We start from the raw sequence: 16,421 nt of genomic DNA, 5'->3' as shown, positions 1-16,421 counted from the left end.
AGTCCGGGGGGAATTGCGCCGTCGCCCGACCACCGGGCGGGGCCCTCGCGCCCCGGCCCATTTTCCGGAGATGCGCATGAAGATCCTCGATCACCTCGAGGAATGGCTGATCGCGACCCTGATGGGCGCGGCCACGGTGATCATTTTCGTCGCCGTGCTGCACCGGTATCTCTCCGGCTTTGCCATTCCCGGCCTGCAAGACTGGCTGCTCTCGATCAACCTGAGCTGGGCGCAGGAACTCTGCATCATCATGTTCGTGTGGATGGCGAAGTTCGGCGCGGCCTATGGCGTGCGCACCGGCATCCATGTCGGCGTGGATGTGTTGATCAACCAGCTCGACGCACGCAAGCGAGCGGCTTTCGTCCTCTTCGGGCTATGCGCCGGTGCGCTCTTTACCGGCATCGTGTCCGCGCTGGGGGCGCGCTTCGTGTGGGAGAACGGGTTTCACCATGCATTGTTCAGCGCCCTGAGGATTGCGGGCGACACCTATGAGGGGCCGACGACGCCTGATCTCGAGTGGCCGACCTGGGCGGTGTATTCCGCGATTCCGCTGGGTTCCGGGCTGATGTGCTTCCGCTTCCTGCAGGTGGCATGGCAGTTTGCTCGTACCGGGGCGCTGCCGCACCACGACCATGGCCATGTGGACGGACTGGACGAGGGGGCAACGCAACCACTGACGGTGGCGATCGAGCCCGGCACGCAGCCCGCGCAAGGCGATGTCAGGCGCGATCGTGCCAAGCCCTCGCATGGCCGGAGTGGGGAGGGCGAGCCATGAGCGCGCTGATCATCTTCGGGCTGCTGATCGCCCTGATGCTTACTGGCATGCCGATCTCGATCTCGCTCGGCCTGACGGTGCTGACCTTCCTGTTCACGATGACTCAGGTGCCGATCGAGTCGGTGGCGCTGAAGCTGTTCACCGGCATCGAGAAGTTCGAGATCATGGCGATCCCGTTCTTCATCCTCGCTGGCAATTTCCTGACGCATGGCGGGGTGGCGCGGCGGATGATCAACTTTGCGACCTCGATGGTTGGTCACTGGCACGGTGGCCTGGGTCTTGCCGGCGTGATGGCCTGTGCGCTATTCGCCGCGGTGTCGGGTTCGTCGCCCGCGACGGTGGTCGCGATCGGCTCGATCCTGCTGCCGGCGATGGTCAAGGCGGGGTTCCCGAAGCGTTTTGGTGCCGGCGTCATCACCACTTCCGGCGCGCTGGGCATCCTGATCCCGCCTTCCATCGTCATGGTGATGTACTCGGTGGCGACCAATACCTCGGTCGGCGCCCTGTTCATGGCCGGCGTGGTGCCCGGCTTGCTGCTTGCCAGCCTGCTCGGCTTCACCACCTGGTTCCGTGCGCGCAAATTTGGCTACCCGCGGCAGAAGGCGGCAAGCTGGGGCGAGCGCTTGCGCGCCTTCCGGGAATCGATGTGGGGGCTGTTCCTGATCGTGGTCGTGATGGGCGGGATCTACACCGGCATCTTCACGCCGACCGAGGCCGCCGCCATGAGCGCGGTGTACGCCTTCATCGTTGCGGTGTTCGTCTATCGGGACATGCCGCTCAAGGGGGTGGGCAAGGTCTTGCTGGACTCCGCCAATATGAGTGCGATGCTGCTCTACATCATCACGAACGCGGTCCTGTTCTCGTTCATCATGACCAACGAGAACATTCCGCAAACGCTCGCAGACTGGCTGCTGGCGCAGGGGCTGGGGCCGGTCGCCTTCCTGCTGGCGGTCAACCTGCTGATGCTGCTTGCCGGCAACGTAATGGAGCCTTCGTCGATTGTGCTGATCATGGCGCCGATCCTGTTCCCGGTGGCGACGAAGCTGGGTATCCACCCGGTGCACTTCGGCATCCTGATCACGGTGAATATGGAAGTCGGCATGTGCCACCCGCCGGTGGGCTTGAACATGTATGTCGCGTCCGGCATCACCAAGATGGGCATTACCGAGCTCACGGTTGCGGTCTGGCCGTGGTTGCTGACGATGCTGGTGTTCCTCGGGCTCGTCACCTACGTACCGACCCTGTCGCTTTGGCTGCCGCGCTTGCTGGGTGTGGTGAGTTGAGGGGCTGCAGGGATCAAGCCGCTGGGGCGCCTTCGGGCGCCCCGCGTGTTTCGAGCGCAGCAAGCCCCCTTCGGTCTGCGGCATTTGGCTGATTTGCCGCCTGCTCGGGCTGGATTGGTGCCTGCCGGTGGCCTGTCGGTGTGACAGATTTCCCTGATACAATCAAAAGTTAGCTTTTTTGTACCCAACAATCGTGGAGTTTGAACATGGCTATCGAACGCACCCTATCGATCATCAAGCCCGACGCTGTCGCGAAGAACGTGATCGGCAAAATCTATCAGCGTTTTGAAGACGCTGGCCTGAAGATCGTTGCCGCCAAGCTGGTGCATCTGTCCGAGCAGGAAGCCGGTCAGTTCTACGCGGTGCACAAAGAGCGCCCCTTCTTCAAGGATCTGGTCAAGTTCATGACTTCCGGCCCGGTGATGATCCAGGCGCTGGAAGGCGAGAACGCGATCGCGAAGAACCGCGAGCTGATGGGTGCCACCGACCCGAAGAAGGCTGCGCCGGGCACGATCCGCGCCGACTTCGCCGAGTCGATCGATGCCAACGCCGTTCACGGCTCGGATGCCCCGGAAACCGCCGCCGTTGAAGTGGCGTTCTTCTTCCCGGGCATGAACGTCTACTCCCGCTAAGCGAGGCGTAGCGATCCAACGGATACGCCGGCGGGAATTTGAACCCCCGCTGGCGGTCTGAACGGTCTCTGCCCCCGGAGACAACCATGACGACAGCACAAGATAACCGCGTCAACCTGCTCGATTTCGATGCGCAGGCGATGACAGACTGGTTCGCCGCGCAGGGCGAGAAGCCGTTTCGCGCGCGCCAGGTGCTGCGCTGGATTCACCGCTTCGGGGAGACCGATTTCGAGGCGATGACCGATGTCGCCAAGAGCCTGCGCGCCAAGCTGCAGGGCTCGGCCTGCATCGTGCCGCCCAACCCGATCCGCGACAGCATTTCCACTGACGGCACGCGCAAGTGGCTGTTCGATGTGGGCAATGCCAATGCGGTCGAGAGCGTGTTCATTCCCGAAACCACGCGGGGTACGCTGTGCATTTCCTCGCAGGCCGGCTGCGCGCTGGACTGCTCCTTCTGCTCGACCGGCAAGCAGGGCTTCAATCGCAACCTGACGGCTGCCGAGATCATCGGCCAGTTGTGGATGGCCAACCGCTTGCTGGGTGCAGACCCGGACGGCGAACGCATCATCAGCAACGTTGTGATGATGGGCATGGGCGAGCCGCTGGCGAACTTCGACAACGTCGTGTCGGCACTGAACCTGATGCTTGACGATCACGCCTACGGCCTCTCGCGCCGTCGCGTGACGGTGTCGACTTCGGGCATCGTGCCGGCGATGGATCGCCTCCGCGACGCCTGCCCGGTGGCCCTGGCCGTGTCGCTGCACGCGCCCAACGACGCGCTGCGCGACGTGCTCGTGCCGATCAACAAGAAGTACCCCCTGGTGGAACTCATGGCGGCCTGCCGGCGCTATCTCGAGCGCGCGCCGCGTGACTTCATCACCTTCGAATACGTCATGCTCGACGGGGTCAATGACCAGGACGAGCATGCCCGGCAGCTCATCGCACTCACGCGCGATGTGCCGTGCAAATTCAACCTGATTCCGTTCAACCCGTTCCCGAACTCGGGCTACGAGCGCTCGCCAGCACCCCGGATCAAGCGTTTCGCGCAGATCCTGATCGATGCCGGCATCGTGACGACCACCCGCAAGACCCGCGGCGATGATGTGGATGCCGCCTGCGGTCAGCTCGCCGGACAGGTCATTGATAAAACGCGCCGCACTACGCGCCGCACCATTTCGCTTACGGAGGTGAGATCTTGATCGTGACTCGGGTGCTTCTCGTGGTGGTCGCGGCAGCTGCGCTGTCTGCGTGCGGAACGGGCGGTTCGTCGCAGGGCGGATCGGGCGTTTCCGATCGCCCGTCGTCAGAGCAACCGGTCACCACCGAGGCCCGCAAACGTGCGCGCGCGCATGTGGAACTTGGCAACGAGTACGTCAAGGCAGGGCGCCTCGGCGTGGCGATGGAGGAGGCTCGTATCGCCGTGCGTGAGGATCCGTCCTACGCGGCGGCGCACCACCTGCAGGCGCAGGTTCATGCCTACCTGGAAGAGCAGAAAGCGGCACAGTCCGAGTTTGAACGTGCGCTCTCGTTGGCGCCGGGAGATCCTGAAATTGCCAACAGTTTCGGCTGGTTCCTGTGCACCAATGGTCAGGAAAAGCGGGGCCTCGAACTGCTCGCCAAGGCGGCTCAGAACCCCTATTACGAGAACCCCACGCGGCCCTACACGAACTCCGGGCTGTGCTATCTGAAGCTCAAGGACGACGACGCGGCGCGCGGCCAGTTCAACCGTGCGCTTGCCCTCGACGGAAACAATGCCGTTGCGCTCTTCAACCTCGCCGAGATTGCGTATCGCAAGGGCGAGTTCACAAAGGCGCGCGAACTGGTGACGCAGCTCAACCGCATCGGTGACCCGACCGCCGCATCGGTCTGGCTGGGTTTGCGTGTCGAACGCAAGCTCGGCAATCGTGACGCCGAGGCCGCCTACGTGTCGCAGCTGAAGCGCCGGTTTTCGGCGAGCCAGGAATATCAGGACTATTTGCAGGAGCGCTTTGATTGAGCGCGAGCCCGATGGAATCTCATAGTTATGCCAGCGCGCCGGGGGTGGCTGCCTCGGGGGTGGCGCTGCGGCACGCGCGTGAGGCGCGTGGGCTGGGTGTTGCCGAGGTCGCCAGCACACTGAAGCTGACCGCCCGCCAGATCGAAGCAATCGAGAGCGAGCAATTCGAAGTGCTGCCGGGCAGCGCCTTTGCGCGTGGTTTTGTCCGCAACTATGCGCGCTACCTGGGGCTTGATCCGGCCCCTTTGCTGGAACGCATGGAACAACCGGCGAAAGTCGAGGATGTGCGGCTTTCGCCCGAGTCGAACGCCGAGGGGTCGGTGCCGACGACACCGTCCGGATATCGCCCGCCCTCGCCGCTGCCGGCCGTTGCCTTTGTGGGTTTGATTGTGGCGCTGGGCATCGTGGGCTTTGCCTTCGGCTGGTTCGACCGGATCCGGATGCCGGCATCGGAGCAAGCCGTTGCACAGTCCCCGGTGATCGCCAATGCGTCCGAGCCGGCGTTTCCCCCGCACACCGAGGAAACAGCGGTGGTGACCGCCCAGGTTGAACCTGTCGCGGTCGCGTCAGAACCGGTAGCGGTGCAGTCCTCACCTGCGACCAAGCCCGCGCCGCAAGTGCTTGCCGCAGTGTCGGCCCCGGCGCCATCTGCCCAGCCTTCGCTGGCTCCGGCTTCGTCAGCTCCGGTCGCGGAGGTCGCCAAGGCCGCGCCCGCTGCTGCTGTCTCGGCGCCCGCGCCCGTGGCGCCGTCCGCGCAGCGTGGTATCGCGTTGGCCTTTGCGCAAGATGCGTGGGTCGAGGTGCGGGACGGTTCTGGCAGCGTTGTCTTTTCGCGTCTGAGCAAGGCCGGTTCGACGCAGTCGGTGCAAGGCACGCCGCCTTTCGCGCTGGTAATTGGTAATGCGCCGAACGTAAAGCTTGAATACAACGGCCGCCCGGTCGATCTCGTGCCCTACACGAAGACCAGTGTGGCCAGGCTGTCGCTGAAATGAAATCAATGAGCGAATTCGATCGGTTTGGCGGTATGCCCTCCGCGCGGCACCGCACCCGACAAGTGAGGATCGGCCGCGTGCGTATCGGCTCGGATGCACCCATCGTCGTGCAATCCATGACCAACACCGATACGGCGGATCACATCGCGACCGCGATCCAGATCGCTCAGTTGGCGCGCGCCGGGTCGGAAATCGTGCGCATCACGGTGAACAACGAAGAGTCTGCGGCGGCCGTGCCGAAAATCCGCGAGCAACTCTTGAAGATGAACGTGGATGTGCCGCTGGTCGGCGACTTCCACTACAACGGGCACCGCTTGCTGACGGCCTACCCCGAGTGTGCCGAGGTGCTGGACAAGTACCGCATCAATCCCGGCAACGTCGGGGCAGGGCAGAAGCGCGACCCGCAGTTCGCGGCGATCATCGAACTGGCCTGCAAGTACGACAAGCCGGTGCGCATCGGCGTGAACTGGGGCAGCCTTGATCAGTCGGTGCTGGCGCGCATCATGGACGAGAACGCCAGCCGCCCCGAGCCGATGGATGCGCAGGCGGTGATGCGCGAAGCGCTGGTGACCTCGGCGCTCGAATCCGCCGCGAAGGCCGAGGAATTCGGCATGGCGGGCGACCGCATCATCCTCTCGGCGAAAGTGTCGAGCGTGCAGGATTTGATCGCCGTCTATCGCATGCTGGCTGCACGCTGTGACTATCCGCTGCACCTCGGGCTGACCGAGGCAGGCATGGGCAGCAAGGGCATCGTTGCCTCCACCGCCGCGCTGGGTGTGCTGCTGCAGGAGGGCATCGGAGACACGATTCGCGTCTCGCTGACACCCGAGCCCGGCGGCGCACGCACGCAGGAGGTGATCGTTGCGCAAGAGATCCTGCAAAGCATGGGGCTGCGCGCCTTTACGCCCATGGTCACGGCGTGCCCGGGTTGCGGACGCACGACCAGCACCTTCTTCCAGGAATTGGCGCAGTCGGTGCAGACCTACGTGCGCGATCAGATGCCGACCTGGAAGACGCAGTACGACGGTGTCGAGAACCTGACGCTCGCGGTGATGGGCTGCGTGGTTAACGGCCCCGGCGAGAGCAAGCACGCGAACATCGGTATATCGCTTCCCGGCACGGGGGAAACGCCGGCCGCTCCGGTGTTCGAGGACGGGCAGAAGACCGTGACGCTGCGTGGCGACAACATTGCCGCAGAGTTCATCGGCCTGATTGACGCCTACGTGGCACGTACATATTCGAAGAAGATCGTTTGAGCCGGCGCGTTCGAACGCAATTGACAGGTAATTGATGGCACAAAAACTGATTCAGGGTGTGCGTGGCATGCACGACATCCTGCCGGACGAGGCCGAACGCTGGGAGCTGCTCGAGGAAATCATCCGGAACTGGCTGCGCAGCTACGGCTATCGACCAATCCGCACGCCCATTCTCGAGTTCACACCGCTTTTCGTGCGCAGTGTCGGTGAGCACACCGACATCGTAGAAAGGGAGATGTACGCCTTCGAAGACCGCCTCAACGGTGATTCGCTGGTGCTGCGTCCGGAGGGCACCGCGCCGTGCGTCCGTGCTGTGCTTGAGCACAATCTGATCAACGCATCGGGGCCGCAACGGCTGTACTACAACGGCCCGATGTTCCGTCACGAGCGTCCGCAGAAAGGCCGTCAACGCCAGTTCCATCAGTTCGGCGTCGAGGCTTTTGGCTATTCCGGGCCGGACATCGATGCAGAGCACATTGTGATGCTGGCGCGTTTGTGGCGTGATCTCGGTCTCGAAGAGGACATCACGCTCGAACTCAATACGCTTGGCTCGAGTGACGAGCGCGCGGCGCACCGTGTTGCGCTGATCGCCTATTTCGAAGCCCACGCCGAGCAACTCGACGCCGACGCGCAGCGCCGCCTGCACTCGAATCCGCTGCGCATCCTCGATACCAAGAACCCGGCCATGCAGGCCCTGGTCGAGGCGGCGCCGAAGCTGGTCGAGTTCCTCGGCGTCGATTCGCTGGCGCACTTCGAAGGGGTGCAGGCCTTGCTGCGTGAGGCGGCAATCCCGTTCCGCATCAATCCGCGTCTGGTTCGCGGGCTGGACTACTACAACCGCACCGTGTTCGAATGGGTGACCGACAAACTCGGCGCCCAGGCGACGGTGTGCGGTGGCGGGCGCTATGACGGACTGGTCGAGCAGCTGGGCGGAAAGCCGACACCGGCGTGTGGTTTCGGCTTGGGTGTCGAACGCCTGATGATGCTGTGGTCCGAGCTTGACCCGGATATGGCGCGCAGTGTGCCGGATGTGTATCTGGTGCATCAGGGCGAACCCGCGGCGCGTTTCGCGTTCCGGCTGGCCGAGCAGTTGCGCGAAGACGGTTTTGCCGTCGTGCTGCATTGTGGTGGTGGCAACTTCAAGAACCAGATGAAGAAGGCCGATGCGTCTGGCGCCGCGGTCGCGGTGATCATCGGCGACGACGAAGCGGCCGCCGAAGAAGCAAGTTTCAAACTTTTGCGGGAAGGCGGCGAGCAACGCCGGCTGCCTGCGGCACAACTCGGCGAAACACTCGCCGCTCTGCTCTACAACGTGGAAGAAGAAGATGGCAGCGTTTGACCTCGAAGAACAGGAACAGATTGCAACCCTGAAGGCGTGGTGGGACAAGTGGGGCGGCATCCTCACGATCAGCGCCGTGGTTCTGGCGGTGGCGGTGTTGGGTTGGCGCGGTTGGGAATGGCGCCAGTCCACGCAGGCTGCAGATGCCAGCGTCGTTTACGCGAGCCTGATGCAGGCGGTCGAAGCCAAGGATGCACAAAAGATCCGCGAGGCTTCGGGCGTGATCGCCGAACGCTTCGGCTCGACGGCATACGCCGATCTTTCTGCCCTGCTGGCCGCCGAAGCCCAGGCCGCTTCCGGCGATCGCCAGAGCGCCAAGTCCAAACTCGAGTGGGCGGCCGAGAAGGGCAATGATGCGTTGACGCGCGATCTGGCGCGCCTGCGCCTTGCTGGGCTCCTGCTGGATGAAAAGGCCTACGATGCCGCGCTCAAGCAACTCAGCGTGAAGCCGAACAAGGCGTTTGCCGTGCGTTACGCCGATCTGCGTGGCGACGTGCTGACCGCCCAAGGCAAACCGGCTGACGCGCTGACTGCTTACAAAGAGGCCCTCGACGGCATGGGTAGCGAGCAGGGTTCTCAGGCGATGCGTTCGGTGCTCGAACTGAAGATCGACGCGCTCGGAGGCGGCAAGTGAGGATCCGCGCGCCGCTGTCGGTCATTCTTGCTGCCATGTTGATCGGCGGCTGTTCCACTATTGGCTCGATGTTCAGCAAGACCAAGGTCGAGCCGATGGCGGAACTCAAACCAATCACCGCGACGGCGCGCCTTGAGCAGGTCTGGAAGTACCGCGTCGGGGGGGTAGAGAATGCCCTGATCGAACCGGCATCGCTGGGCGACGCGGTTTTTGCCGCGAACGCGGGCGGTGAGGTCTATCGCATCGCGGCGGGCCGCCAGGTCTGGCGCGCGAAGACCAAGGAAGACATCGTTGCGGGCGTAGGCGCAGGGAACGGGATCGTGGTGGTCGGCACCCGTCGTGGCGCTGTAGTGGCTTTCGACGCGGACACCGGAGCGACCAAATGGACCTCCGAGCTGAGCGGTGACCTCGCTGCAATACCGCTGGTGGATGGTGATCTCGTCGTGGTCCGGATCGGCGACTCCAATGTCGTTGCGCTGGATGTTACGAACGGCCGCCGGCGCTGGTCATATAACCGCACGACGCCGCCCTTGTCCTTGCGCGCCTATTCCGAACTGCGCCGCGCCGACGCCTATGTGTTCGCAGGGTTCTCTGGCGGGCGCATTTCGGCGATCAATAGCGTGAGTGGGCAACTCGCTTGGGAAGGGGCTGTGACCCAGCCGCGCGGCACCACCGAACTCGAACGGCTCTCGGACGTGGTCGGTGCGCCGCTGCTGGGCGCGGGCTCCTTGTGTGCCGGCTCCTACCAGGGGCGAGTCACGTGCTTCGACATGACGCGTGGCGTTGCGGTATGGGGGCGCGACATCTCGACTTCGGTCGGGATCGCGATGGACTCCGACAAGGTGTTCGTGACCGATGAACGTGGCGCGGTGCATGCGCTGGATCGCGGAACGGGTGCGACCGTGTGGAAGCAGGACGATCTGAAGTTGCGCAAGGTCGGGCGGCCGCTGGACATTGACGGATATGTTGCGGTCAGCGATGTCGAAGGCTGGGTCCATCTGCTCAACAAGTCGGATGGGCATTTCGCGGCACGGTTGCGTGCGGACAACTCGCCGATCGATGCGCCGATGATCGAACACGACGGCGGCATCGTGGCGCTGTCGCGCGACGGCGTCGTGACGTTCATGAAGGTGCGCTGAGGGAATTGAATTGAAACCAACCCTGGTTCTCGTCGGGCGTCCAAATGTCGGCAAATCGACGTTGTTCAACCGGCTCACGCGCTCGCGCGATGCGTTAGTCGCCGACATGCCGGGGCTCACGCGCGACCGGCATTACGGCATTGGTCGGCTCGGCTCCCGACCCTACTTTGTTGTCGATACCGGGGGACTGGAGCCGGCCGCGAAGGATGGCATCCTCGCCGAAATGGCGCGCCAGGCCGATCAGGCGATCGCGGAGGCTGATGCCTTGCTGTTTCTGGTCGACGGCCGCGCCGGCCTGACGCCGCAGGACAAACAGATTGCGGTGGAACTCCGGCGCACCGGGCGTCCGGTGCACTTGGTCGTGAACAAGGCCGAAGGGGCCAACCGCGCAGTCGTTGCGGCCGAGTTCCATGAACTCGGTTTTGGTGAGCCCTGGGTCGTTTCCGCCTCGCATGGAGACGGCGTTCGAGGCCTGATCGACGAGGTGCTGTCGGCCTTCCCGGAAGAGGCGGAAGACGCCGACGATGGTTCCGGTGGTCCCAAGGTGGCGATCATCGGGCGCCCGAACGTCGGAAAGTCCACCCTGATCAACACCCTGCTCGGCGAAGAGCGCGTCATCGCGTTCGACATGCCGGGCACGACCCGCGATGCGATCTCGATTCCCTTCGAACGCAACGGCAAGTCGTACACGCTGATCGACACCGCCGGGCTGCGCCGCAAGGGCAAGGTCTTCGAGGCCATCGAGAAGTTTTCGGTGATCAAGACGCTTCAGGCGATCGAGCAAGCCAACGTCGTAGTGCTGGTGCTTGATGCGAGTCAGGACATCTCCGAGCAGGACGCGCATATTGCGGGGTTCGCGCTGGAGTCCGGGCGCGCGATGGTGGTTGCTGTGAACAAGTGGGACGCCGTGGACAGCTACCGGCGCGAACTGCTCAAGAACGATCTTGCGCGCAAGCTCAATTTTCTGTCTTGGGCGAAGTTCCATTACATCTCGGCGCTTGAGGGTGATGGCATTGGCGCGCTGATGCGATCGGTCGACGGCGCGTATGCGGCCGCGATGATCAAGCTGGCAACGCCAAAACTCACACGGGCCTTGCAGGCGGCGATCACGAAGCTGGCGCCTCCGCGTCACGGGATCTTCCGGCCGAAGATGCGTTATGCGCACCAGGGTGGTTCCAATCCGCCGGTGGTGGTGGTTCACGGCAACGCGCTTGAGCACATTCCGGATTCGTACCGACGTTTTCTGGAGCACAACTTCATGGAAGTCTTCAAACTCCAGGGCACACCGTTGCGGATACAATTCAAGACGGCTCACAACCCGTTTCAGGATTCGAAGTAATGGACGCCGCGGGTTCTGCAGCCGACTGCGCAACCGATCTACCCCAGGGCATGCGCCCAGAATCACAAGCAAAAGCAAAGAAGAGGACACCCGAAATGAGCAACAAAGGGCAATTGCTACAAGACCCGTTTCTGAATACGCTGCGCCGGGAACATGTTCCGGTCTCGATTTATCTGGTCAATGGCATCAAGCTGCAGGGCCAGATCGAGTCGTTTGACCAGTACGTCGTGCTGCTTAAGAACACCGTGACCCAGATGGTTTACAAGCACGCCATTTCGACCGTGGTGCCGGCGCGTCCGGTGTCGATCCAGCAGGATCAAGGGGACAAGCAGGATTGAGCCCCCAACCTCAGATGGCGGCCGCCCACGCGGCCGTTCTGTGAATGTTTGAACGGCCCGCGAGCGGTAATCGGGCCGTGATCGTTCAGCTTGACTTGGGTGCGCTCGGGCAGGCTGAGCTCTTGAACGAAATCACGCTGCTGGCAAAGAGTGCGGGCGCCGAAGTGCTGGCGGTCGTTCGGGGCAAGCGGCGAGCCCCTGATCCGGCGCTCTTCGCGGGGCGCGGCAAGGTCGAAGAGATTGGCGCCGTATGCCGTGAGCACGAAGCCGACCTCGTCCTGTTCAACCACCAGCTATCTCCGGTGCAACAGCGCAACCTCGAGCGCGAATTGCAATGTCGCGTGGTTGATCGCAATGCGCTGATCCTCGACATCTTCGCGCTGCGCGCCAAGAGCCATGAAGGCAAGCTGCAAGTTGAACTTGCCCAGCTTGAACACCTGGCGACGCGCCTTGTCCGCGGATGGACGCACCTTGAGCGCCAGAAGGGTGGCATCGGGCTGCGTGGTCCCGGCGAGAAGCAACTCGAGACCGACCGACGGTTGCTCGGCGTGCGGGTGAAGACGCTGAAGGAACGTCTTGCGCAGGTGGAAAAACAGCGCAAGACGCGTCGACGTGCCAGGGAACGCAGTGATGTCCCGACGGTCTCACTCGTGGGCTACACGAATGCGGGCAAGTCCACCTTGTTCAATGCGATGACGAAGGCCGGCGCGTATGCTGCCGACCAGCTCTTCGCAACGCTCGACACCACTTCGCGACGGGTCTTTCTCGGCACGGGAACGGTGGTTCTGTCGGATACGGTGGGGTTCATCCGCGATCTGCCGCATGCGCTTGTTGCCGCGTTTCATGCAACGCTGGAGGAAACGGCCAGCGCTGATCTGCTCCTGCATGTGGTCGATAGCGCGAGCGATGATCGAGAAGCGCAGATCGAAGTGGTCAACAAAGTGCTGCAGGAAATTGGCGCGGGTGATGTGAGGCAGGTGGTGGTGTTCAACAAGATCGATGCGACCCAGGCCGAGCCGAAGGTCGAACGGGATGCCTGTGGTAACATCGCCCGCGTTTTTGTCAGCGCGCAAACTGGCGCCGGCCTTGACGGTCTGCGCGAAGCGCTCGCCGAGATGCTCCTCGGCGAGGTCTCGCCCGCGGAGTCGGGCTGATCTCAAAGGGCCATATCAGATGGTCATCACCGGAATTCTCATGTCTCTTAATGATCCGCGCTGGGGCAACAACAATCAGGGTGGCGGCGACCGCGGTGGCAACCAGGGTCCGCCGGACCTCGAAGAGGTGTGGCGTGACGTGAATCGTCGCTTGTCTGGGCTGTTCGGCCGCAAGGGGTCGGGTGGTGATGGCGGCGGTGGTGACGCAGGCGGCCCGCAAGGCGGACGGCAGCTTGGCGGCGGCATCGGACTGATCGCTGGCGTTGTTGCCGTGCTGTGGCTGGCGAGCGGTTTCTACATTGTTGATGCAAGCCAACGCGGCATTGTTCTGCGCTTCGGCAAATTCATCCAGAGCACCGAACCCGGTTTGCGTTGGCGGATGCCTTACCCGATCGAGACGCACGAACTCGTCAATCTGACCGGCGTCCGCACGGTCGAGATTGGCTACCGCGGTAGCGAGCGCAACAAGGTGCTCAACGAGTCGCTGATGCTGACCGATGACGAGAACATCGTGAATATCCAGTTTGCGGTGCAGTACGTGCTCAAGGATCCGCAGGAGTACCTGTTCAACAACAAGGATCCCGAGGTCAACGTCGTCGGCGCGGCCGAGTCGGCGATCCGCGAAATCGTCGGCAAGAGCAAGATGGATTACGTGCTGTACGAGGGGCGCGAACAAATTGCGACCGCCGCGGCAAAACTGATGCAGGAAATCCTCGACCGCTATCAGGCCGGCATCCTGATCTCGAAGGTGACGATGCAGAACGCGCAGCCGCCCGAACAGGTGCAGGCGGCGTTCGACGACGCCGTGAAGGCCGGACAGGACCGCGAACGCCAGAAGAACGAAGGCCAAGCCTACTTCAACGACGTGGTGCCGAAGGCCAAGGGCACGGCGTCGCGGCTGTTCGAAGAAGCGTCCGGCTATCAGTCTCGTGTGGTTGCGAACGCAGAGGGGGATGCTGCCCGCTTCAAGAGCATTGTCACCGAGTATGCGAAGGCGCCAGAGGTCACGCGGCAGCGGATGTATCTGGACACCATGCAGCAGATCTTCGCCAACACCACCAAAGTCATGGTCGATGCAAAGGGTAATGGCAACCTGCTTTACCTGCCGCTCGACAAGCTGATCCAGTCCACACAGGCTGGACAGCAGGCGCAGCCGGCCGCCGAGGCGCCAAGCCCGGTGCGCCCGACCTCGCCGACGGTCGACCCGGTCGCGCCGCCCAAGGCGGATGTGCCGACACCCATCGATTATCGTAGTCGCGAAGCCATGCGTTCGCGCGAAAGGGGAGAGCGCTGATGCGCGAACGCTTGCCTTTGCTCGCGGGCCTGCTGCTCGCGCTGATCGCATTCTTTTCCTTGGCGATCTTCACTGTCGATCAGCGCCAGTACGCGATCGTCTTCCAGCTTGGCGAAATCCGTCGCGTCACGAGTGAGCCCGGTCTGTTCTTCAAGGTTCCGCTGGTGCAGAACGTACGCTACTTCGAGAAGCGGATTCTGACCTTCGAGACGAATGAGCCCGAGCGATTCATCACCAGCGAGAAGAAGAACGTGCTGGTCGATCTGTTCGTCAAGTGGCGTATCGTCGATCCGAAGGTGTACTACACCGCGGTTGGGGGCGACGAAGCACGCGCTCGCACCCGACTCGAACAGACGGTCAATGCGGGTCTGCGCGAAGAATTCGGCAAGCGCACCGTGCACGAAGTGGTGTCTGGCGAGCGCGAACGCATCATGGACGAGATGCGCACCAAGGCTGACCAGGATGCGCGCAAGATCGGCGTACAGGTGGTTGACGTTCGTCTCAAGCGCGTCGAACTCCCCGCCGAAGTCAGTGAGGCGGTGTATCGCCGCATGGAAGCAGAACGCAAGCGTGTCGCCAATGAACTGCGCTCGCAAGGGTCCGCCGAAGCGGAAAAGATCCGTGCCGATGCGGATCGTCAGCGCGAAGTGATCATCGCGGAGGCCTACCGTGATGCGCAGAAGGTCAAGGGCGAAGGCGATGCAAGGGCTGCGGCAATCTATGCCGAGGCGTTCAACCGCAACCCCGAGTTCTACGCCTTCTACCGCAGTCTCGAAGCCTACCGCCAGAGCTTCAAGAGCCGCTCGGACGTGCTGGTGGTCGATCCGGCTTCCGAGTTCTTCAAGTACTACCGGGCCGCGGGCAGCACCAAGGGCGCTGGCGGCAAGTAAGCCATGTTCGACACCCTGCTGATGGCCTTCGCACTGATGCTCGTGCTTGAAGGCCTGCTGCCCTTTATCGCGCCCGGCGTCTGGCGCAAGGTCTTTCTCCAGGTCGCTCGCCTCGCCGACGGGCAGATTCGCTTCATCGGGCTGACCTCGATGCTGGTTGGCCTGATCTTCCTGATTCTTTCGCACTGAGCTGCCATGCCATCTCCCCGCTGGGCGTTGCCCGACCACATCGAAGACGCATTGCCGTTCGAAGCCGCCCGGCTTGAGGCGATGCGTCGGCGGCTGCTGGACGAATTCCGACGCCACGGCTACCAGTTGGTGATGCCGCCACTGATCGAATACGTCGAGTCGCTCTTGTCGGGCACCGGCAAGGAAATGGGCGAGCACACCTTTCGCATGGCCGACCCCTTCAATGGGCGGATGCTGGGTTTGCGTGCCGATATCACGCCGCAGGTCACGCGCATTGATGCCCACCTGTTGAATCGCCAAGGCGTGACGCGGCTCTGTTACGCCGCGAGCGTGGTGCGCACGACGCCGCGATCCCTGCTTGCGAGCCGTCAGCCGATGCAGCTTGGCGTTGAAATCTATGGCCACGCGGGGATCGACGCCGATATCGAAGTGATTCGCCTGTTGGCGCGGACGCTCGAAGTGGCGGGCGTCTCCGCGTCGAGAATCGATCTGGGCCACGTCGGATTGTTCCGCGCACTGGCTCGCCGCGCCGGGCTCTCTGACGTGCAGGAGCGCGAGTTGTTCTCGATCCTTCAGGCGAAGGATGTGCCAGCGCTGGATGACATGGTCGCGCGGATTGGCGCATCGGCGGAGGCCTTGCGGCATTTGCCAACGCTGTATGGCGATCAGTCGATCCTCGCGCGCGCGGCCGAGGTCTTGCCGGACGAACCGGGGGTTCGGACGGCGCTCGCAGAGCTCGCGGCGATTGCAGCGGCGGTCCCCGAGTTGCCGCTTTCATTCGATCTTGCTGACCTGCGAGGCTACGATTACCACAGCGGTCTGGTTTTTGCGGCCTTTGTGGATGGGTCTCCGGCGGCAGTTGCGCTGGGCGGACGCTATGACGAGGTCGGGTTGGCCTTCGGACGCGCGCGCCCGGCAACCGGTTTCAGCGTCAATGATTTGCGCGACTTGATCGCTTTCGGTGGGCCAACCGAGTTGCCGGGTGCGATTCTCGCGCCGGCAGTGCGGGATGCGGCCCTCGAAGCCGAGGTCCAAACCCTGCGTGCATCAGGGGAAGTCGTTACGCGTGAATTGCCGGGACATGCTGGCACCTGGCGTGAAGCCGGGTGCGACCGAGAATTGATTCTGCAGGACGGCCGTTGGGTGGTCGTTCCGCTTCAGGGAGATTGAG

The 16,421-nt window shown here is 63.1% G+C and carries 17 protein-coding genes; all 17 read left to right on the top strand.

The window, feature by feature from the left end; translation table 11 throughout:
* Positions 1-76: 76 nt before the first annotated feature.
* The 17 genes from GGR36_RS09120 to GGR36_RS09040 all read left to right on the top strand — a co-directional run bounded on the left by GGR36_RS09120 (position 77) and on the right by GGR36_RS09040 (position 16,420).
* Complete coding sequence (locus GGR36_RS09120) at positions 77-775, top strand: TRAP transporter small permease (RefSeq protein WP_183634280.1); 699 nt, start codon at positions 77-79, stop codon at positions 773-775.
* Positions 772-2,058: a TRAP transporter large permease gene (locus GGR36_RS09115; RefSeq protein ID WP_183634279.1), complete on the top strand. Its 1,287-nt coding sequence runs from the start codon at positions 772-774 to the stop codon at positions 2,056-2,058. Before GGR36_RS09120 ends, GGR36_RS09115 begins: the two co-directional genes overlap by 4 nt.
* 206 nt (positions 2,059-2,264) lie before the next feature.
* Entirely contained in the window at positions 2,265-2,690 is a 426-nt protein-coding gene (gene ndk, locus GGR36_RS09110; RefSeq protein WP_172197459.1) for a nucleoside-diphosphate kinase, read from the top strand.
* An 86-nt stretch (positions 2,691-2,776) separates the two neighbouring features.
* Positions 2,777-3,889: a dual-specificity RNA methyltransferase RlmN gene (gene rlmN, locus GGR36_RS09105; RefSeq protein ID WP_183634278.1), complete on the top strand. Its 1,113-nt coding sequence runs from the start codon at positions 2,777-2,779 to the stop codon at positions 3,887-3,889.
* A gap of 2 nt (positions 3,890-3,891) precedes the next feature.
* Positions 3,892-4,686 (top strand): type IV pilus biogenesis/stability protein PilW, encoded by a 795-nt coding sequence (gene pilW / locus GGR36_RS09100; RefSeq protein WP_338086678.1) that lies wholly within the window; start codon positions 3,892-3,894, stop codon positions 4,684-4,686.
* 11 nt (positions 4,687-4,697) lie between these two features.
* The gene (locus tag GGR36_RS09095; RefSeq protein WP_183634277.1) at positions 4,698-5,678 is read left to right on the top strand and encodes a helix-turn-helix domain-containing protein; all 981 of its coding nucleotides are present in this window, start codon (positions 4,698-4,700) and stop codon (positions 5,676-5,678) included.
* 32 nt (positions 5,679-5,710) lie between these two features.
* On the top strand, positions 5,711-6,934 hold the full coding sequence (gene ispG, locus GGR36_RS09090; RefSeq protein ID WP_420847490.1) for a flavodoxin-dependent (E)-4-hydroxy-3-methylbut-2-enyl-diphosphate synthase: 1,224 nt from the start codon (positions 5,711-5,713) through the stop codon (positions 6,932-6,934).
* Between the two features lie 34 nt (positions 6,935-6,968).
* Positions 6,969-8,273, top strand: a complete 1,305-nt coding sequence (gene hisS, locus GGR36_RS09085; RefSeq protein ID WP_183634275.1) for a histidine--tRNA ligase — start codon at positions 6,969-6,971, stop codon at positions 8,271-8,273.
* Positions 8,260-8,907, top strand: a complete 648-nt coding sequence (locus GGR36_RS09080; RefSeq protein ID WP_183634274.1) for a YfgM family protein — start codon at positions 8,260-8,262, stop codon at positions 8,905-8,907. The genes hisS and GGR36_RS09080 overlap by 14 nt, the downstream gene beginning before the upstream one ends.
* Positions 8,904-10,046 carry an outer membrane protein assembly factor BamB gene (gene bamB, locus GGR36_RS09075; protein ID WP_183634273.1) on the top strand — a complete coding sequence of 381 codons (1,143 nt, stop codon included), beginning with the start codon at positions 8,904-8,906 and terminating at the stop codon, positions 10,044-10,046. The genes GGR36_RS09080 and bamB overlap by 4 nt, the downstream gene beginning before the upstream one ends.
* A gap of 10 nt (positions 10,047-10,056) precedes the next feature.
* Positions 10,057-11,385, top strand: coding sequence for a ribosome biogenesis GTPase Der (der, locus tag GGR36_RS09070; protein WP_183634272.1), 1,329 nt, complete (start codon positions 10,057-10,059; stop codon positions 11,383-11,385).
* Positions 11,386-11,480: 95 nt separating this feature from the next.
* Positions 11,481-11,723, top strand: coding sequence for an RNA chaperone Hfq (gene hfq / locus GGR36_RS09065; RefSeq protein ID WP_183634959.1), 243 nt, complete (start codon positions 11,481-11,483; stop codon positions 11,721-11,723).
* A 44-nt stretch (positions 11,724-11,767) separates the two neighbouring features.
* Positions 11,768-12,877: a GTPase HflX gene (gene hflX / locus GGR36_RS09060; protein WP_183634271.1), complete on the top strand. Its 1,110-nt coding sequence runs from the start codon at positions 11,768-11,770 to the stop codon at positions 12,875-12,877.
* Positions 12,878-12,917: 40 nt separating this feature from the next.
* Complete coding sequence (hflK, locus tag GGR36_RS09055; RefSeq protein WP_183634270.1) at positions 12,918-14,171, top strand: FtsH protease activity modulator HflK; 1,254 nt, start codon at positions 12,918-12,920, stop codon at positions 14,169-14,171.
* A complete protein-coding gene (hflC, locus tag GGR36_RS09050) occupies positions 14,171-15,061 on the top strand; it encodes a protease modulator HflC (protein WP_183634269.1) in 891 nt (296 codons plus the stop codon). The genes hflK and hflC overlap by 1 nt, the downstream gene beginning before the upstream one ends.
* Positions 15,062-15,064: 3 nt before the next feature.
* Complete coding sequence (locus GGR36_RS09045; protein WP_183634268.1) at positions 15,065-15,250, top strand: DUF2065 domain-containing protein; 186 nt, start codon at positions 15,065-15,067, stop codon at positions 15,248-15,250.
* Between the two features lie 6 nt (positions 15,251-15,256).
* On the top strand, positions 15,257-16,420 hold the full coding sequence (locus GGR36_RS09040) for an ATP phosphoribosyltransferase regulatory subunit (RefSeq protein ID WP_183634267.1): 1,164 nt from the start codon (positions 15,257-15,259) through the stop codon (positions 16,418-16,420).
* Position 16,421: the final 1 nt, after the last annotated feature.

The organism is Niveibacterium umoris (genome assembly GCF_014197015.1).
In the GTDB taxonomy this organism is placed as follows: domain Bacteria; phylum Pseudomonadota; class Gammaproteobacteria; order Burkholderiales; family Rhodocyclaceae; genus Niveibacterium; species Niveibacterium umoris.
Note: the sequence above shows the minus strand (reverse complement) of the source record. Positions and strands in the feature narration are given on the sequence as shown.